This is a genomic window from Candidatus Syntrophocurvum alkaliphilum (genome assembly GCF_009734445.1).
GTDB classification, from domain to species: domain Bacteria; phylum Bacillota; class Syntrophomonadia; order Syntrophomonadales; family Syntrophomonadaceae; genus Syntrophocurvum; species Syntrophocurvum alkaliphilum.
The window spans coordinates 401,875-420,904 of sequence record NZ_CP046457.1; the positions used below are offsets into that span (position 1 = coordinate 401,875).

At 31.5% G+C, this 19,030-nt stretch carries 16 protein-coding genes and 1 other RNA gene; 14 read left to right on the top strand and 3 right to left on the bottom strand.

Features of this window, described 5'->3' with window-relative positions:
- The first annotated feature begins 26 nt into the window (after positions 1–26).
- The 4 genes from SYNTR_RS01985 to SYNTR_RS02000 all read left to right on the top strand — a co-directional run bounded on the left by SYNTR_RS01985 (position 27) and on the right by SYNTR_RS02000 (position 3,900).
- Positions 27–1,388, top strand: coding sequence for a TrpB-like pyridoxal phosphate-dependent enzyme (locus SYNTR_RS01985; protein WP_156202944.1), 1,362 nt, complete (start codon positions 27–29; stop codon positions 1,386–1,388).
- 133 nt (positions 1,389–1,521) lie between these two features.
- Positions 1,522–2,214 carry a tRNA (adenine(22)-N(1))-methyltransferase gene (locus SYNTR_RS01990; RefSeq protein WP_156202945.1) on the top strand — a complete coding sequence of 231 codons (693 nt, stop codon included), beginning with the start codon at positions 1,522–1,524 and terminating at the stop codon, positions 2,212–2,214.
- On the top strand, positions 2,198–3,313 hold the full coding sequence (locus tag SYNTR_RS01995; RefSeq protein WP_156202946.1) for a Nif3-like dinuclear metal center hexameric protein: 1,116 nt from the start codon (positions 2,198–2,200) through the stop codon (positions 3,311–3,313). The genes SYNTR_RS01990 and SYNTR_RS01995 overlap by 17 nt, the downstream gene beginning before the upstream one ends.
- 266 nt (positions 3,314–3,579) lie before the next feature.
- Complete coding sequence (locus SYNTR_RS02000) at positions 3,580–3,900, top strand: HU family DNA-binding protein (protein WP_156202947.1); 321 nt, start codon at positions 3,580–3,582, stop codon at positions 3,898–3,900.
- Positions 3,901–4,100: 200 nt separating this feature from the next.
- Here the strand turns inward: SYNTR_RS02000 and rnpB are convergent.
- An RNA gene (gene rnpB / locus SYNTR_RS02005) (RNase P RNA component class A) lies at positions 4,101–4,440 on the bottom strand.
- A 253-nt stretch (positions 4,441–4,693) separates the two neighbouring features.
- Here rnpB and SYNTR_RS02010 point away from each other — a divergent pair.
- The 5 genes from SYNTR_RS02010 (at position 4,694) to SYNTR_RS02030 (ending at position 9,364) form a co-directional block, all read left to right on the top strand.
- Complete coding sequence (locus tag SYNTR_RS02010; RefSeq protein WP_156202948.1) at positions 4,694–5,014, top strand: hypothetical protein; 321 nt, start codon at positions 4,694–4,696, stop codon at positions 5,012–5,014.
- 113 nt (positions 5,015–5,127) lie between these two features.
- The gene (locus tag SYNTR_RS02015; protein ID WP_156202949.1) at positions 5,128–6,954 is read left to right on the top strand and encodes an ASKHA domain-containing protein; all 1,827 of its coding nucleotides are present in this window, start codon (positions 5,128–5,130) and stop codon (positions 6,952–6,954) included.
- 150 nt (positions 6,955–7,104) lie between these two features.
- Positions 7,105–7,869 carry a histidinol-phosphatase HisJ family protein gene (locus SYNTR_RS02020; protein WP_156202950.1) on the top strand — a complete coding sequence of 255 codons (765 nt, stop codon included), beginning with the start codon at positions 7,105–7,107 and terminating at the stop codon, positions 7,867–7,869.
- Positions 7,870–7,890: 21 nt separating this feature from the next.
- Positions 7,891–8,904: a sodium:calcium antiporter gene (locus SYNTR_RS02025; protein ID WP_156202951.1), complete on the top strand. Its 1,014-nt coding sequence runs from the start codon at positions 7,891–7,893 to the stop codon at positions 8,902–8,904.
- Between the two features lie 4 nt (positions 8,905–8,908).
- Positions 8,909–9,364 carry a RidA family protein gene (locus SYNTR_RS02030; RefSeq protein WP_156202952.1) on the top strand — a complete coding sequence of 152 codons (456 nt, stop codon included), beginning with the start codon at positions 8,909–8,911 and terminating at the stop codon, positions 9,362–9,364.
- 40 nt (positions 9,365–9,404) lie between these two features.
- On the opposite strand, the gene SYNTR_RS02035 is transcribed toward SYNTR_RS02030, so the two are convergent.
- Complete coding sequence (locus SYNTR_RS02035) at positions 9,405–9,632, bottom strand: hypothetical protein (protein WP_156202953.1); 228 nt, start codon at positions 9,630–9,632, stop codon at positions 9,405–9,407.
- 417 nt (positions 9,633–10,049) lie between these two features.
- Positions 10,050–10,238, bottom strand: coding sequence for a ribbon-helix-helix domain-containing protein (locus SYNTR_RS02040; RefSeq protein ID WP_156202954.1), 189 nt, complete (start codon positions 10,236–10,238; stop codon positions 10,050–10,052).
- A 642-nt stretch (positions 10,239–10,880) separates the two neighbouring features.
- On the opposite strand from SYNTR_RS02040, the gene nuoE reads away from it, so the two are divergent.
- The 5 genes from nuoE to SYNTR_RS02065 all read left to right on the top strand — a co-directional run bounded on the left by nuoE (position 10,881) and on the right by SYNTR_RS02065 (position 18,907).
- A complete protein-coding gene (nuoE, locus tag SYNTR_RS02045) occupies positions 10,881–11,420 on the top strand; it encodes an NADH-quinone oxidoreductase subunit NuoE (RefSeq protein WP_156202955.1) in 540 nt (179 codons plus the stop codon).
- Entirely contained in the window at positions 11,417–13,177 is a 1,761-nt protein-coding gene (locus SYNTR_RS02050) for an NADH-quinone oxidoreductase subunit NuoF (protein ID WP_156202956.1), read from the top strand. The genes nuoE and SYNTR_RS02050 overlap by 4 nt, the downstream gene beginning before the upstream one ends.
- Before the next feature lie 13 nt (positions 13,178–13,190).
- The gene (locus tag SYNTR_RS02055; RefSeq protein ID WP_156202957.1) at positions 13,191–16,421 is read left to right on the top strand and encodes an FAD-dependent oxidoreductase; all 3,231 of its coding nucleotides are present in this window, start codon (positions 13,191–13,193) and stop codon (positions 16,419–16,421) included.
- Between the two features lie 182 nt (positions 16,422–16,603).
- Positions 16,604–17,506, top strand: coding sequence for a SurA N-terminal domain-containing protein (locus SYNTR_RS02060; RefSeq protein ID WP_156202958.1), 903 nt, complete (start codon positions 16,604–16,606; stop codon positions 17,504–17,506).
- 255 nt (positions 17,507–17,761) lie between these two features.
- A complete protein-coding gene (locus SYNTR_RS02065; RefSeq protein WP_156202959.1) occupies positions 17,762–18,907 on the top strand; it encodes a YibE/F family protein in 1,146 nt (381 codons plus the stop codon).
- Positions 18,908–19,030: the final 123 nt, after the last annotated feature.

Here is a 19,030-nt window from a genome sequence, read left to right on the forward strand (position 1 = left end):
AAATAAGATGAGAGGAGAGATACTAGATGAGCAGAGAAGAGCTCACCAAAATAATTCTTCCAGAGGAGAAACTGCCTAAGTATTGGTATAATGTACAGGCAGACATGCCAAATCCACTTGAACCAGGATTAAACCCTAAGACGAAAGAGCCTCTTACACCGGCAGATTTAGAACCTATTTTTGCTAAAGACTTAATCGAACAAGAGGTTTCAACAGAGCGGTATATTGAAATTCCCGATGAAATTAGAGAACTTTATAAAAAATGGAGACCTGCGCCTTTATTTAGAGCACATGGACTAGAAAAAGCTTTAGATACTAATTGTCGTATTTATTATAAATACGAAGGAGTAAGTCCTGTAGGTAGTCATAAACTAAATTCAGCATTAGCGCAGGTATATTATAATAAAAAACAAGGAATAAAAAGAATAACTACAGAAACTGGTGCTGGCCAGTGGGGTACAGCGTTATCATTAGCATGTCAAATATTTGATGTTGAATGTATGGTATATATGGTAAAGGTTAGTTTTAACCAAAAACCTTATAGAAAATCGTTTATGCAAATGTATGGTGGAAAATGTGTGGCTAGTCCAAGTGAACTAACTGAAAGTGGACGATCTATTTTAGCTAATAATCCAGATTCTCCTGGCACTTTAGCAATAGCTATAAGTGAAGCAGTAGAGGATGCGGCTAGTAGAGAGGATACTAATTATTCACTTGGTAGTGTTTTGAACCATGTTTGTTTACACCAGACAATAATTGGTCAAGAAGTTAAATTGCAAATGGAAATGATAGATGAGTATCCAGATGTAGTAATTGGTGCAGTTGGTGGAGGTAGCAACTTTGCAGGAATAGCCTTTCCTTTTATTCCAGATAAACTAGCTGGAAAGAATGTACGCTTAGTTGGAGTTGAACCATCAGCTTGTCCCACTTTAACTAAAGGAGTATTTGCTTATGATTATGGTGATGTAGTAGGTCATACTCCAATGTTAAAAATGTATACATTAGGTCATAATTACATACCTCCTGGTATTCATGCAGGTGGACTAAGGTATCATGGTCAATCACCGTTAATAAGTCAACTTTATTATGACGAACTTTTAGAAGCAGTAGCTGTAAGACAAAATGCAGTATTTGAAGCAGCAATGCTATTTTCTCAGACAGAGGGCATATTGCCTGCACCAGAATCATCTCATGCTATTCGTGCAACTATTGATGAAGCTTTAAGAGCACAAGAAGAAGGGGTGTCTAAGGCTATAGTGTTTAATGTAGGCGGTCATGGACACTTAGATTTATCTGCTTATGATAATTACTTAACTGGTAAAACAGAAGATGTTGAGTTTACTGATGAAATACTGCAAAAGAGCTTAGATTCTTTGCCAAAAGTATAAACTTCAAACTATTTTAACCCGGATATTATAAATTAATATCCGGGTTTTGCATTTTAATGGTGATTAAGTTATTATAATTTAAATTTGGTTAAAGATTAACGTTCATTAGTTATATATAAAAGGAGTACTAGAAGTGACAGATCGCTTAAAGACAATTGCAAACATGATTACAGTAGGTTCTTCTGTAGCTGATATAGGTGCAGATCATGGATTTTTATCAATAAATCTTATAGAAAATGGAATATCCTCTAAAGTAATAATTGGAGAAGTAAATGAAGGGCCTTATCAAAAGTCTTTATATAATGTGCAAAATAGCAAATTAGCTAATAAGATTGATATAAGAAAAGGTGATGGATTACAGATTTTAAAACCTTTAGAAGTTGAAACTGTAGTTATTGCGGGTATGGGTGGGGATACAATAGTTGAAATACTAAATTATGATATAGAAAAATCAAAAAGTTATAATGAATTCATATTTCAACCAATGACCAAAGCTAATGTATTACGTCAATTTCTAGCTTATAAAGGTTGGATAATAATAGATGAAAAAATTATTAGAGAAACTGATGTTTTCTATACGATTATAAAAGTAAAACCAGAAAATATTCCTTATACATTAAATGATCTTGAATTACAAATTGGACCATTGATATTAAAAGCTGATACTCAATTAAAAAAAGAATACATAGAGTTATTTAAAATTAAATATAAAAAAGTTTATGATAATTTACATAACTCAAATAGGCAAGATAGAGAATTACTAATTAATGAATATAGACAAAAATTTTTAATCTTGGAGGCGATTCTAAATGGTAGTAATGACTAAAAATATTATAAGCATATTAGAAAAACACTTTCCGCTTTACTTAGCAGAGGAATGGGATAATTCAGGATTACAGATAGGTTCTTTTAATCAAAATGTTAACAATATATTGATAGCTTTAGATATGGATAATACAACTCTAGAAAAAGCTATAACAGAACAAGCAGATATGATAATCACTCACCACCCTTTCTTTTTCAAAGGAATTAAATCAATAAATGTTGAAAATACACAAGGCAAAATAATAAAAGAGCTTATTAATAGAAATATATCACTCTATACTGCCCATACAAACTTAGATTTAGCGGATCAAGGCTTAAATCAAGCTTTAGCTGAGCTTTTAGAACTAGAGGAGATAAAACCATTAAACAAAGCATATATTGAAAATTTATATAAATTAGTTGTATTTGTTCCTCAGACCCATATTAATAAAGTTAGAAAAGCTGTTAGTGAAGCAGGTGCCGGTCATATAGGTAATTATTCAGATTGTACTTTTCGTACTGCTGGTACGGGGACGTTTTTACCTAGGGAAGGAACTAATCCATTTATAGGAGAAAAGGATAAACTTGAAGAAGTAAATGAATTTAAAATGGAAACAATATTACCTGAAAAACACATTCGAAATGTTTTAGAAAATATGAACAAAGCGCATCCTTATGAAGAAGTTGCTTATGACTTATATCCTCTAAAAAATGAAGGTAAAATATATAGTCCAGGGCGTAAAGGAATATTAGCCAATGAAATAAAGCTAGAAGAGTTTGCAAATATGGTTAAAAACAAATTAAATGCCGACCATATAAGAATAATAGGTGATTTTGAAAAGGTTATTAAAAAAGTAGCAGTGGTAAGTGGTTCAGGAGCAAGTTTTATAAATATGGCTAAATCGCAGAGGGTAGATTTATTAGTTACATCTGATGTCAAATACCATGAAGCTAAAAATGCTCAAGAAGCCGGCTTAGCAATAATTGATGCTGGTCACCAGTATACTGAGGATATTATGGTTAATTATTTAAAGGATTTACTAAGCAAAGAATTCTTAAAAAATATGTTTAATGTTAATATATCGACTTCTTTTTCAGCTAGGGTTTTTAAATATTTATAATTGTATTCATTAGTATTTATAGCGTTTATAGGAAAAAACACCAAAAAGTTTTTTAGAAGCAATATATTAAAACATTTAAATCAAAAACTCCTAAATTTAGGCTTTTTTTATATGATATATGAATAATTCTTTAAAAATAATGGTAAAATGTAATTAAGTATAAAAATAATGCACAAATATTCCAAAAAAAATAGTTTCTTAGAAGGAATTGCTGTTTTTTTGAGGAATGTAGAATATGGTAATTAAATAAAAGGGAGGATTCTGGTGTGAACAAATCTGAGCTAGTTAAATCTTTAGCTGAAAAAGCAGAAATTACCCAGAAGGATGCTACGAAAGCATTAGATGCAATGGTAGAAACTATCCAACAAGCTTTAGCCGATGGGGATAAGGTGCAAATTATTGGCTTTGGCAGTTTTGAGGTGCGTGACCGTAAGGAAAGAAAGGTCATTAGTCCAGCAACAGGTGAAGAAATCGTAGTGCCAGCAACTAAAGTACCTGCGTTTAAACCTGGGAAATCTCTTAAAGAAGCTGTTTCAGTTACAGAAGAAAAGAAAGCAGCTCCAAAAAGAAAAGCAAAGAAAAAATAACATCTACTAAGATAGGAAAAGAGGTGTTTCAACACCTCTTTTAGTAACCCTATAAAGTTAAATTTAAAATTAATAATGAGCTAGGTTAGTTTTAATAGACCTAGCTTCATAGTTTGTAATAAAACGTAACTGTGTATTATTGTTTATAAAAAGAAAACCTATGCTAGCAAAAATAGCATAGGCTTTCTTTTTAGTATTATATAGTAAGTAAATCTATAAGCGGAGTTCTGTATTAGATAGTCATCTATCTTGGATATCAGTTGCCTGATACCTCTAGCGACCTTACCCGGGAACGAAGCGGGCTACTTCATAGTTCCTCTATTTGGTCTTGCTCCAGGTGGGGTTTACCTAGCCAACTAGTCACCTAGTTGCTGGTGAGCTCTTACCTCACCGTTCCATCCTTACCTCACGTAAGTGAGGCGGTTTATTTCTGTGGCACTTTCCTTAGGGTCGCCCCCACTGGATGTTATCCAGCACCTTGCCCTATGGAGCTCCGACTTTCCTCAGGTATTTAATACCCGCGACTATCTGATTTACTTACTTAATGTTATAATACTTAGAGATTTATTATAACTAATCATGTGCCAAATGTAAACTTGTAATAATTTGTAGTTGTTTTTTAAAAAGTTTTTTTACATGCAGGAATAAGATGATTTTTAGCGAATAGAGAATATTATAAGTTAATGTAACAATAACACGGAGTAAAGCTAATTATTAGCTATAAATTTACTTGTATTAATTTATTTAAAGTAATACAATTATTAAAAGAAGCTTGAATAAGGGGGGTGAACAAGTGTTAACTATTTTTGGTGCAACTGGTGGCGGATTACTATCAAATCCCTTAATTGTATTTTTGAGCGTTTTAGTTATAACTTATGTGTTTGTTAAATTTTGCAGCTGGGCTAAAAGCTTTGAATTATCTAGTAAGGTGAAACTTGCTATTTATATTTTAACAGGATTAGGTTTAGTAGGCTTTAACGTTATGTATTACCAAGGAAATGCTGCAATACAGGCAACCGGAGACTGGGGAGCAGCAACTACAGCATTATTAGTTACATTTGCATGGGTATTTGTATTTGCTTTTGCTCTTATGTCTGAAAAGAAAGCAGAATAGAATAGAATAAATAATATTAAAATAAGCGGGTTACCTCGCTTATTTTTTTGCGTAAATTTACATTTTAAGTTACTGTATAATAATATATACATTTAAAAGTAGTAGGTGACAAAATGTCTGAGCAAGTAAAGTTAACAATTGTTTTTCCCGATGGTTCAGAGGAGAACTATTTTTCTGAAAAGGGAGATACTTTATGGAAAACTTTAGAGATAATAGGTGTTGATACTGGCGGTATATGTGGTGGAACTGGTATTTGCGGTAAATGCAAAACAAAAGTTGAAGGTGCTGTTAGTCCTGTAAGCCAAGAAGAAAAACAGCATCTCCTACCTGATGAAATTAAAATGGGTGAAAGACTAGCTTGTTATTATAGGGTAGATAAACCATTAACAGTAGTATTAAATAAAAATGATAATTTAGCCAAATCTAATTTGAAGCTTAAATTTTATAACGAAAAAAAAACCCACGAGAATAATATTAAAGTTAAAAAAATATTTATAAATGGTCTAGATGCAAATTCGCCAGTTACACTTCAAGAGCGTTTACTAGAGGGAGTTAACCCTTATTTTTTAATGTTAAATCCAGATAATTATAACGAATTAGTAAAATTAGACCGTGCTGGTAGGCCAACACTAGAGTTATATGCAGTAATTTTAGATGATAAGGTAATTCCTAATATATCAAAAGAAAAAGAAAATATTTATGGGTTAGCAATTGATATAGGTAGTACTACAATAAGTGGTGCACTCATAAATTTAGAGAATGGCGAGTTAGTAGGGCTAAAAAATGTTACTAATATGCAAAGAGTATATGGAGAGGATATTCTTAGTCGAGTAGCTTACTCCACGATAGATCAAAGTAATAAAGATAGATTACAAAAGTTATTGATTAATAATATTAATTCTTTAATTGATAGCTTTCAAAAAAATGTTTGTGCACAAAACATTTATAAAGTTGTGGTGGTTGGGAATCCTGTAATGCTTCATTTTTTAAGTGGATTAGATGTAAGTGGTTTTGGTAGTTCACCTTTTGTTGGAGTTATTGCAGATGAATTTGTACTGAAAGCAAACTCCATAGGGCTAAATGTAAATGAAATGGCCAATATGATTTTATTACCACAATTAGGGGGATTTGTAGGAGCTGATACAACTGCATGTATGCTTAATTTACCCTATAATTCTAATTCAAATTTTTTACTAATCGATATAGGAACTAATGGAGAAATTGTTTTATGTAAAAATCGTGAATTATGGGCTACATCTGCAGCTGCTGGTCCTGCTTTTGAGGGTGGTTCTCTAAAATGTGGAACAAGAGCCATACAAGGTTCAATAGATAGAGTTTTTTTACAGGATAGAAAATTTAGGTTTAATGTAATAGGAAATACACTAGCAAAAGGCATATGTGGTTCAGGAGTAATAGACTTGATAGCCTGTTTAAGACAAGTAGATTGTTTAGATGAAAATGGAGTTATTAAAAATAATATAAAAACATATTTTGATGTATTAGACGAAAATAATTATAATGAAATAGTTATAATAAATGGTGAATCAACTTATAATGGATATCCAATAATATTTACTCAAGAGGATATAAGACAAGTACAATTAGCAAAAGCTGCAATAAGGTCAGCAGTCGAAGTGTTGATGACAGTTGCTAAACTTGATTATAAGGATTTAGACAATATTTATTTAGCTGGAGCATTTGGTAGCTTTATTGATCCTGAAAATGCTATTAAAATAGGCTTATTACCTAATGTAGCCAAAAATAAAATTAAAAACATAGGTAATGCAGCGTTAGACGGTGCAATTTTAGCTTTAATAAATAAGGGTATTAAGGAAAAGGCTAAGGACTTAAAAAATATAACTAAGATAATAGATTTAGCCAACACAGATAACTTTAATGATATTTATATAAAAAATATTGGTTTCACTGCGAAAAGCTAAACTTAAACTTTGGAATTGGCTGAGCAAACATGCAAAGAATTTATTTTTTGCCTAAACTAAGTGTATTTAATTAAGCACTTAGTTTTTTATATTAATAGGGATATAATAGATTTTGTATATCAAGTCAAATTAAAAAGGGGGAAGCTATTTATGTTAATTGATTATCATATACATGCAGTAGCTCATGGTGAATACGATTTTACTAGTGAGTGGATTAAACAATTTATGATACAGGCTACAAAAAAAAATATAAAAGAAATTGGATTTAGTGAACATGATGAGTTTGTTAATAAAATAGACTTAAGTGTAGTTAATAATACGAAAGAAAAAATAAAAGATATAGATGTCAAACTTGGGCTTGAAGTTGATTACATACCTGATAGAGAAGAGTATATTAAACAGCTTACTATAAATAAGAATTATGATTATATAATAGGTTCATTGCATTTTATTAATGGTTGGGGATTTGACCATCCAGATAACAAACATACATTTGATACTAAACCAATAGACAATATTTATGAAAATTATTTTGATCTATTAATTAGTTTGGTAGAATCTAACTTATTTGATATAGTAGGACATTTGGATTTAATAAAAATTTGGGGGCATAGACCAAAAAATAAATCTGTTATTGATTATGTAATGCCAGTATTAACCAGAATTAAAAAACAAGATTTAGTAATAGAGATTAATAGTGGGGGGCTTAGAAAACCTGTTAGTGAAATTTATCCATCAGCAGATATAGTCAATGCTATGTTTGAATCTAATATAGGTATAACATTTGGCTCGGATGCACATCATCCGGACCAAGTTGGAGAGGGACTAAATAAAGCATATGACCTAGCTTTAAAAGCTGGTTATAGATATGGAGTTAACTTTAAGAATCGCAAAAAGGAGTTATTCTATATCTAATAAATGCAAGGGAGATAAGAGATGAGTAGTATAGCAATACTCTTAATAAGCCTTGGTGTAATACTTATTGGTGCTGAGATATTTGTTAATGGTATAGAATGGTTGGGGAAGAAATTAAACCTTTCACAAGGAGCAGTAGGGAGTGTTTTGGCTGCTGTTGGTACAGCTCTTCCCGAGTCAATGATTCCTATTATTGCCTTTCTAACTTATGGGGAAGCTGGCCATGAAATTGGAACTGGAGCAATTATAGGTGCACCCTTAATGTTATCAACACTTGCTATGTTTGTTGCAGGTATAGCAGTTTACATTTTTAGGAATAGAAGATTTGCGGGTACAGATGTAGTAGGAGATTACTCAACTATGAGTCGAGATTTAGGTTTTTTTATTTTTGTCTTTACTGTAGCAGTGCTAGCTGGTTTGATACCTCCCGAATTAAGAACATGGCAACTTATTATAGGTGGTTTTTTAGTAGTTTGTTATTTCTGGTATGTTTATATATTAGTAAGTGAGAAACGTAATCTTATGACAAATGAGAATGTTTCACCAATGTATTTTGCTAGAAAACAAGAATCACCTTCATTTAAAATTATTTTAATTCAAGTACTTGTAGCATTAACTTTTATTATATTAGGTGCTCATATGTTTGTTGGTGCAATTAAGGAAATTGCAGTTATTATAGGAGTACCAGCTTTTGTAATTGCAATAATTATTGCTCCTGTAGCTACAGAATTACCAGAAAAGTTTAATAGTTTAATTTGGATTTCACGAGAAAAGGATACATTAGCTTTAGGCAATTTAACCGGAGCTATGGTATTTCAAAGTTCTTTAATACCAGCAGTTGGTATTTTCTTAACTCCATGGCAATTAGGTTTAGGTCCAATATTAGCAGCTCTTATAGCCTTAGTCTCTGGAATTGTACTATATTTCGAATTGCGTTTTAAGAGATATATAAGCTTAAAAATGTTACTAATATGTGGTATATTTTATGCAATATTTTTAATTGGTGTATTTACAGGATTAATAACATGGGGGTAAGATTATGAATGTTAATCAGAGATTAATTGACTTAGAGATTGAAATACCGGAAATGAGTAAACCACTCGCAGATTATGTTCCAGCAGTTAAAACAGGAGAATATATATTTATTTCAGGTCAGTTGCCTATAGTAGATGGAGACCTAATTTATAGTGGTAAAATAGGTAAGAATTTATCTTTAGGTGAGGGCAAAGATGCAGCAAGAATAGCTTGTATAAACTGTTTAGCGGCTTTAAAAAGCAAGGTAAGTTTAGAGGACGTTGAACAAATAGTGAAAGTTACAGGTTATGTTCAATGTGGTGAAGATTTTATAGAACATCCTCAAGTAATAAATGGGGCGTCAGAATTGTTAGGGCAAATTTTTGGTGATAAAGGCACCCATTCACGTGCAGCCGTAGGAGTCAATAGTTTGCCCTTAAATGCACCTTGTGAGGTCGAAATGATTGTAAAAATAAAATAAAAAACAAAAAACCGGTATTACCGGTTTTTTTTATTTGCAATTAAGCTGTTGATTGTTTTTGCTTTTTATCATAAAGTGAATAAGCGACTTTCCATCGTTCTTCTTCTTTAGTTCGTTTTTTGTTTAAGTATTCTTGAAGCAATTTTCGTTTTTCACGAGCATGTTTTTCAATTATTATAGTAGCAATATATATACAAACAAATATTGCACCTTTAATTACAAAATAGATGATTGTATAAAATAAAAAAAGTTGTTGTAATTCCGTCATGTTCCAAGCCCCCCTTCAAATAATTAAAATACTCTAGGGGATATTTTAAGTATCTAAATATATTCTTTGAAAAATATATACATTACTTACAGTGGCACTTACTAAAGAAAGGCAAATAGCTATAGCAGCAACGATTCCAGCCATTTGTAAACCCCCTTTCACAACATAACAAAAAAATATCTTAACAACCTATTAGGTTAGTGACATAATAACATGTTATCATATCATATGCAATATTTATTGGGAACAGCTATACTAGTTTTTGTATCGAATACGAAAAATATTAAGCAATATAGAAATAATTATAGACAAAATAAAAAAACCTGGATTAAAATCCAGGTTTAAGCCGTTGTTATATAACTAAGCTAACTATGTTATATAACCAAAATATAAATATATGTTTTTATTATAATACTATTAGTCCGCTCCAGAATCATCTGAACTGATTTGATTTCCTTGATTTTCAAACTCAGTTCTCCATTCATCTAAGTATTTTTCAATAAGTTTTCTAACTAATCGTGATTTAGTTGTAGCTTGATCTGCACAAGCGAATCTGAGTTCGCGATCAATTTCTTCGGGAACAACAACTGAAATATACTTTAACATGTATAGCCCTCCCTTCTTAATAAAAAAACCGCAACATTATATCTTAATAACATTGTATCCTTATTTTTTGATGTATACAATTAATAAGTTTTAATTGGTGCCATAAATAGATTGCTTGGCATAAAAGAAGGTGTGGTTATTCCTTTTTTGCAATTGTTATCACAATTACAATCAAAAAAATGGTGGAAAAAGCCGGAGTAAAGATGTTTGAAATAATTAACATTTATAATAATTTCTTTAAAAAATCTATTTTGTTTAAATAAGTATAAAAAATGCAAGAATGTCACATATAAAAGAACAACTTGCGAAAAATTGAGCAAGGTGCCAACATGGCATCATAATAGGTACTTAAAACAATTTGAAGGGTTTACATTTAAATTATAAACAATATTAGATAAGATACAAAGTAAATAAACATCATATGTTACATATTCTGAAACAAAGCTATTTAATTACCAGCAATGACATGGTACTCAAATATGCTTGTTATATGTTAACATACATTTGAAAATTGGTTATATTTGATGGCTAATTTTTTTATGATAAATACTAGTTATGCTGTAAAAAGTATCTACAGAAAATTTCAGGCTGAGCTAACGGGCTTATTTAAAATAAGATAGTAAAGTAAGAGGAGTGTTTATAATGAATTGTAGTTGCGGGGAAGAAAGGAATAACATAGATACTGAAAAAATTGATTTATCCCTAATTGATACTATTATTAATCAGTATAAAGGAGATAAAGGTAATTTAATAACAGTTTTACAAAAAACGCAAGATATATATGGATATTTACCAGTTTCTAGCTTGAACTATATTGCCAAAGGATTAGGAATTAAGCGTTCTAAAGTTTTTGGAGTTGCAACTTTTTATACTCAATTTAGACTGACCCCTATGGGGAAGTATGTTATATTACTATGCCAGGGAACTGCTTGTCATGTTAATGGGTCAGAACAAATAGAAACTGCTTTATGCCAAGAGCTTAAAATAAAAACCGAGGAAACAACAGAAGATGGTTTGTTTACACTTAGCAATGCAGCATGTTTAGGGTGTTGTAGCTTAGCACCAGTAATGATGATAAATGGTCAAGCTTATGGACCTTTAACGCCAGATAAAGCTGTAAGTGTTGTTAGAGAGATTTATGCAAAAGAAAAGGTTAGTACTGGGGAAGGTGAAAAATCATGATTATACGTGTAGGTATGGGAAGTTGTGGTATTGCTGCAGGTGCTAATAATGTTTGGAATGCTATAAGTGAGAAAATATCTTCAAATAACCTTAATATTACATTACAAAAAACTGGGTGTAATGGGATGTGCTTTAGGGAGCCATTAGTAGATGTTATTGTTCCTAAAGGAGATATATATACTTATGGGAATGTAGAATTGGAGAAAATTGATGAGATTATTGATTCCCATATTTATGATGATAAACCTATAACTAATTATCTTATTTCATCAGAAGCAATAAAAAATTTTATAGATAAACAACAAAGGATAGCTCTTAGAAATACAGGAATTATTAATCCTGAAAAAATTGATGATTATATTCAGTATGGTGGTTATGATGCATTAAAAATGTGTTTAGAGGAATTAACACCTTCTGATATCATTGAAGAAATAAAAACATCTGGATTAAGAGGTAGAGGTGGAGCTGGTTTTCCTACTTGGTTTAAATGGGAATCTACTCGAAATGAAAAAAGTGCTGAAAAATATATAGTTTGTAATGCAGATGAAGGTGATCCAGGTGCTTTTATGGATAGAAGTATTTTAGAAAGTGATCCCCATACACTTTTAGAAGGTATGGCTATTGCTGGATATGCTACTGGAGCAACTATTGGAATAATATATGTAAGGGCAGAATATCCACTAGCTATAGAAAGGCTAGAAACAGCTATTGAACAGGCAAGAGAAAAAGGGTTATTAGGCAAAATCATTTTTAATAAAGATTTTAATTTTGATATTTGGATAAAACAAGGTGCAGGTGCATTTGTTTGTGGAGAAGAAACTGCCCTTATTGCTTCTTTAGAAGGGGAAAGGGGAATGCCTAAGCTCAAACCTCCATTTCCATCACAAAAGGGCTATTGGAATCAACCTACTTCAATTAACAATGTAGAAACTTTAGCTAATGTACCTTGGATTATTAACAATAGAGGTAGTTCATTTTCTGCAATGGGCACTGAAGATAGTAAAGGAACTAAAGTCTTTGCATTAGCTGGGAAAGTAAAGCATGGTGGACTTGTGGAAGTTCCAATGGGGATAAGCCTACGTGAAGTTATATTTACTGTTGGTGGTGGAATAAAAGGAAATAAAAAATTCAAGGCAGTACAACTAGGAGGACCATCTGGTGGATGTATACCATTAGATTTATTAGATATTCCGGTTGATTACGAATCAATAAATAATACAGGAGCTATAATGGGCTCAGGTGGAATGATAGTAGTTGATGATTCTACTTGCATGGTAGATATAGCCAGATTCTTTTTAGATTTTACCCAAAAAGAATCATGTGGAAAGTGTGTTCAATGCAGAATTGGAACTAAGCGAATGCTAGAAGTACTTGAACGCATTTCCGAAGGCGATGGAAAACAAGGGGATATAGAATTACTTGAGCATTTATCTAGTCAAATTAAAGAAGGTTCACTTTGTGGTTTAGGTCAAAGTGCACCCAACCCAGTTTTAACAACCATAAAATATTTCAGAGATGAATATGAAGCTCATATAAATGACCGAGTATGTCCTGCAAAGCATTGCAAAAGCCTTATCACATATAAAATTGACCAAGAAAAATGTAAGGGCTGCGGCTTATGCAAAAAGAAATGTCCTACCGACTGTATTATCGGGGAGAAAAAAGAAGTACATGTAATAGAACAAGAACATTGTATTAAATGTGGTTCATGTTTAACTGCTTGTCCTGATAAATTTGCAGCAGTAGAGATAGTTTAGGGAGGTTTAAGCTATGATTAGATTAAATATAGATGGACTAGAAGTTAAGGGTTTTGCAGGTCAAACAATATTAGAAATAGCTAAAGAAAATGCTATAACCATTCCCACTCTTTGCCATGATGAAAGAGTGAAAACTTATGGAGCATGTGGGATATGTGTTGTTGAAATAGAAGGTAGTAATAAATTAATACGATCATGTGCTACTGAAGCTGAAGATGACATGATTATATATACAAACACAGATAGAATCAAACAATCTCGAAAAACAACTTTAGAATTACTAATATCTGACCATACAGGCGATTGTCGTCCGCCTTGTTTAACGGCATGTCCTGCCAATACTGATTGCCAAGGTTATGTGGGTTTAATAGCTAATGGACAGCACAAAGAGGCGGTAGAGTTAGTAAAAGAAAAAATACCCTTACCTACAAGTATAGGCCTAGTTTGTCCACACCCATGTGAAGATGCTTGTAGAAGAAAGTTAGTAGAAGAACCTGTAGCTATCGCTGCACTTAAAGCATTTGTAGGTTATGAAAGTCTATACAGCCAAGATAATAATTTTTCTGAAGTGAAAGGTAATACTGGAAAAACTGTTGCAATAGTAGGTTCAGGTCCTGCTGGCTTAACTGCCGCATATTTTTTAGCTAAAGAGGGACACTCTGTAACAATTTATGAAGCAATGCCTAAACCAGGTGGTATGCTTAGATATGGAATACCAGAATATAGACTACCAAAGGAATTACTAGACAAAGAGATTAAAGTAATAGAGCAATTAGGTGTTACTATTATTACTGATACCAAGATAGGAACAGATATAACTCTTGACTATATAAAAGCTAATTGTGATGCCGTATTTTTGGCAATTGGAGCATGGGAGTCTTCTAAAATAGGTTGTACTGGTGAAGATAATGAGGGTGTACTTGGTGGAATTGATTTTTTAAGACAAGTAGCTATGAATACACCAGTTCATATTGGTAATAAAGTTGCAGTTGTTGGCGGTGGTAATACAGCTATGGATGCCGCCCGTACAGCAGTTCGACTAGGTGCAAACGAGGTTTATGTTATGTATCGTCGTACACGAGCTGAAATGCCAGCAGAAGATATAGAAATAATAGAAGCGGAAGAAGAAGGGGTTATTTTTAAGTTCTTAGTTGCACCTGAAGAAATAATAGCAGAAGAAGGTGCAGTTAGTTCTATAAAAGTTCAAAAAATGGAACTAGGTGAACCAGATTCTTCAGGGAGAAGGCGTCCAGTACCTATTGAAGGTGAAGTTGAATTAATTGCAGTTGATACTGTAATTGCAGCTATAGGTCAAAAAGTAAATGCTAAAAATATTGACAATGTTGGCTTAAGCAAATGGGGTTCTATTGATATTGATGAATCTAACTTTATGACTAATATAGAAGGAGTATTTGCTGGTGGGGACGGTGTTACTGGTCCTGGAATAGCTATAGAAGCTATTGCTCAGGGTAAAGGTGCATTCGAAGCTATGAATGCATATTTAAATGGGCAAAAGTACAGTTTTAATAAACCATTTTTAGTTGAAAAAGAAATAACACAAGAGATGTTTAAGGACTATATAAAAGAAAAGAGAGTAGAACTAGATCACCTAAATCCTAATTACAGAAAAACAAACTTTAAACAGGTAAGTTCTATATTTACAGAGGATGAAGCAATTAAAGAAGCTAATAGATGTCTAGAATGTGGGTGTTTAGACTTTTTTGAATGCAAATTAATAGATTATGCTAATGACTATAGTATTAATCCAGAAGTACTATATGGTGAAAAGCATAAATATTTAGAAATAAAAAAACACGACTATATTATTAGGGAAACAGATAAATGTATTCTTTGTGGGTTGTGTGTTCGTGTTTGTGATGAAGTAATGGGTATAGCGGCACTTGGACTCGTTCATAGAGGTTTTGATACCGTAGTACAACCAGAATTTGGTGTACCTCTTAATGAAACTGATTGTATTACCTGTGGGCAATGCATAAGTGTATGTCCTACTGGTGCATTAACGGAGAATAATATAGCAGCAAAAAATGTACCACTAAAACTAGAACAAAATGAAACTACTTGTTCAGTGTGTACTATGGGTTGTACCCAAGAATTTCATTATAAAGGGGATACTATTTACAAAGTATTACCATCTGCAAATGGATTACTATGTTTTAATGGACGATTTAAACCTCTAGATTTTTCTGAAAAACGAATTACCCAACCATTAATTCAAAGTAATGGAGAGTTTAGAGAAGTTTCTTGGAAAGAAGCTTATGATTATATAACTAAACAAACCCAAGTTATTAGAGGGAATAATAATCAAGATTCAGCTGCTATCTTTATTAGTCCACAATATACTTGTGAAGAAGCTGATGTAGTAAAAGCACTAGCAAATGATTGTTTGCAAACAAATTATTTAAGCAGTTTTAATCCTAGCTTTAATAATAAGTTTATAAATATAGTAGACGATATTAATAATAATAATTTAGAAGACATGTTACAAACAGATGTAATATTAATGGTAGGAGAGTTTAAAAATAGTCCAATAGCTCCTGTGAAAGCAAGAGAAGCGGCAAACAATGGGGCAAAAGTAATTGTTATTAGTGAAAATAGTACTTTAGCAGATGATTTAGCTAGTATTAGGACTGATATATCACTAAGTACATCTCACCTGATACAAGAACTGTTATATGCTATAAATAATGAAGAGAACAATATTTCTAAAGTAGTAGAACAAATTGCACAGATTTATACCAATGCACAAAATGCCATGATATTAGCAGATGGCAACGAAATTAACAGTGATTTAATTACTGCTTTATACGAAATAGCTAAAACTACTAATCATATCAATAGACCACGTAATGGAATTTTATATATAAATTCAGGAGGTAATATTAAGGGTATTATAAAGGCTGGATTTAAACATGATTATTTTGAGTTAGTAGAAAAAATAAATATGAATGAAATAAAAATAGCTTTTATATTAGACCAAAATCCAATAAGTGATAAAGTAAATGTAAATATAAACAATTTAGACTTGTTAGTTGTTAGTGCGTCAACTTTCAATGAAACTGCCAAAAAAGCAGATGTAATACTTCCAAGCTCTTATCCTTTTGAAACAAAGGGGACATATATAGGAATAGGAGATAAAAAGCTACAACTAAACAAAATATATGAAACACCTACTGGTAAAGATAATACTAAAGTTATTAGAGAAATTTGTTTTAGCTTTTTGTAGCAAATCAACTGACTGCTATTAATTATTTGATAAAAAGAAGCAAAAATGCTTCTTTTTTTTTCTCAAATTCTATTTTAATAAAATAGAAATCTTTGAGAATCAATACTATATTTTTAAGATAGTTATAAGTATTTATATGATATAATTATCATTATTTGTATATATAGATTAGGAGTGGTGTTATGAAACAAATAACAGTTATTATAATATTTATAGTATTAACTTTTGGTTTTATAGGTTGTTCTAATCAAGCATCTGAAATTGTAGCAAAAGTAAATGGAAATGAAATAACTAATGAGCAACATGAAGCTAGATATCAATTTATTAAAAATAATTATGAAATCATGACCGGTACTATTATAAATGAGAGAAATGATAAGGAAATAGTAAATAGCTTAAAAGATATGGCTTTAGAAGACTTAATTATGCAAAATTTATTAGAACAGAAAACAAGAAATTATGATTTACAAGTAACAGAAGAAGAAGTAGATAAAAGTTTGCAATATATAAAAGATTCTAGAAATGCTACAAAAGAAAATGGATACCAAAAAATGCTAAGCAATTATAATTTGACAGAAGAAGACTTAAGAGAAGAATTAAGATTTGAAGAACTTTCAATGAAACTTTTTGATACTATAACTGCTGATGTGATCATTGAGGATAATGATGTTAAAGATTATTACGGCATAAAAATCTTTCATATTGTTGTAGATCAAGAGCAAGAAGCTAATATAATTTTGACTAAACTAAATGAAGGACAAGAATTTGCTGAACTTGCTAAAACTTATTCATTATGCCCTAGTAAGGAAGATGGTGGGGATTTAGGTTATGTTAATGAAAATTCCAACTTTGATGCGATTTTTAAAGAAGCTGCATTAAGTTTAAATACGAATGAGATTACTAGTGAACCTGTAAAAACTGATTTTGGTTATCACATTATTTTAGCTGGTAATATGGTGTCAACACTTGATGATCTTACTGAGGAGAAGGCTGCATATATTTTAAGAGATAAACAAGATCAATTATTTAATAAAGTTCTTATGGAGACGCGTGAAACTGCTGATATTATAGATTTTCGTCGATAATAAAAATTATTCAAGAGATTGACTAAAAGTTAAATTAAGATTACAGAAATTAGCAAGCAAATGTGTTCTCTATTCTACTCAATCATCGGCACTTTAGCTCGATATAATTTATTTAAGAATATTTTTTTTAGCACTAATCTAATAATATACCTTTTATTGAAGATATAAGGTGTTATTTAAAGTGCCAAAATATTTCAACATTATAAGTGTTGTGGCTATGCTAAAATTTTATTATTACTTAATGGGGGTGGAGTTTTGCAGTTTCGTAAATTGATTTTAGTATTTGTGCTTTTATTAGTATTTATTTTTATAAACGTAGGAACTGTTGCAAGTGCTTATAGTGTAGATAGTGATTTTACAGATGAATTATGGGAAAAAGCTCTAGTATTAGAGGTTAAAGACCTAGATTCTAGTGAACCTTCATCTGGTTATTTTAGTGAACAAACTGTAACAATAGAAATACTTTCTGGTGATTTTAAAGGGCAGGTATTACAAGCTCAAAATACATTATCAGGTAGTCCGGGTTGGGATATAGCAGTTACAGAGGGAGATAAGGTAATTGTTTACATTACTACCCATGAGGGTGAAATAGTAGAACTTAATATAGCTGATTATGCACGAGCAGATTATATTAATTACTTATTAATAGGTTTTATGGGTGTTTTGATTGTTGTAGGAGGTATAAAGGGTATTAAAGCTTTAGTTGCTTTAGGCTTTACTGCATTAGCAATTTATAAGTTTTTACTTCCTGCACTTCTTGCTGGTTATGCACCTTTGCCAATAACAATAGCAATCCTTACTGGAGTTACTATTGTTACAATGACAATAATAGGGGGCTTAACAAAAAAGGCCTTTTCAGCCACCATTGGTACTATTGGAGGTGTAATATTTGCTGGTTTACTAGCTTATTTTATAGGAACTTTAGCTAGCTTAACAGGTTTAGCTACTGAAGAAAGCAGAATGCTACTTTATGTAGACAATTTAAATATTGATATAAGAGGTTTGTTATTTTCAGGAATTATTATAGGTGCTCTTGGTGCTACAATGGATGTGGCAATGTCTGTAGCGTCATCAGTTGATGAGATTAAGAAGGCTAACCCAAATCTTACTACTATAGATTTGATTAAAGCTGGTATGAATGTAGGTAGAGATATAATGGGAACTATGGTAAACACGCTAGTTTTAGCTTATGCTGGTGGTGCCTTACCCATGTTATTATTGTACATGACTTATGCAACACCGGGTGCTGTTATTTTTAATTCTGAATTTATTGCAACAGAGATACTAAGAGCAGTTGCCGGTAGTATAGGTTTAATTTTATCAGTCCCCATAACGGCAGTTGTTTCAGGAATAATTTATGAACAGACTAGTGATCATAAAGGGATTGAATATAATTCTTAACATAGTAGTATAAAAAATTGCTTATTTAACTGTGTAGTTTGAAAATAACTTACTATGCAAAAGAATTTTCCTCTGCACATTAATAGACTATGTTCAAATTTTCATAATTGGTTGTTGCTTATG

What these genes read in the sequence shown, in the direction of transcription:
- SYNTR_RS01985 (WP_156202944.1), top strand. Translation starts at nt 27, where the DNA reads ATGAGCAGAGAAGAGCTCACCAAAATAATTCTTCCAGAGGAGAAACTG.
- SYNTR_RS01995 (WP_156202946.1), top strand. Translation starts at nt 2,198, where the DNA reads ATGGTAGTAATGACTAAAAATATTATAAGCATATTAGAAAAACACTTT.
- SYNTR_RS02015 (WP_156202949.1), top strand. Translation starts at nt 5,128, where the DNA reads ATGTCTGAGCAAGTAAAGTTAACAATTGTTTTTCCCGATGGTTCAGAG.
- SYNTR_RS02020 (WP_156202950.1), top strand. Translation starts at nt 7,105, where the DNA reads ATGTTAATTGATTATCATATACATGCAGTAGCTCATGGTGAATACGAT.
- SYNTR_RS02025 (WP_156202951.1), top strand. Translation starts at nt 7,891, where the DNA reads ATGAGTAGTATAGCAATACTCTTAATAAGCCTTGGTGTAATACTTATT.
- SYNTR_RS02030 (WP_156202952.1), top strand. Translation starts at nt 8,909, where the DNA reads ATGAATGTTAATCAGAGATTAATTGACTTAGAGATTGAAATACCGGAA.
- SYNTR_RS02035 (WP_156202953.1), bottom strand. Translation starts at nt 9,632, where the DNA reads ATGACGGAATTACAACAACTTTTTTTATTTTATACAATCATCTATTTT.
- SYNTR_RS02040 (WP_156202954.1), bottom strand. Translation starts at nt 10,238, where the DNA reads ATGTTAAAGTATATTTCAGTTGTTGTTCCCGAAGAAATTGATCGCGAA.
- nuoE (WP_156202955.1), top strand. Translation starts at nt 10,881, where the DNA reads ATGAATTGTAGTTGCGGGGAAGAAAGGAATAACATAGATACTGAAAAA.
- SYNTR_RS02050 (WP_156202956.1), top strand. Translation starts at nt 11,417, where the DNA reads ATGATTATACGTGTAGGTATGGGAAGTTGTGGTATTGCTGCAGGTGCT.
- SYNTR_RS02055 (WP_156202957.1), top strand. Translation starts at nt 13,191, where the DNA reads ATGATTAGATTAAATATAGATGGACTAGAAGTTAAGGGTTTTGCAGGT.
- SYNTR_RS02060 (WP_156202958.1), top strand. Translation starts at nt 16,604, where the DNA reads ATGAAACAAATAACAGTTATTATAATATTTATAGTATTAACTTTTGGT.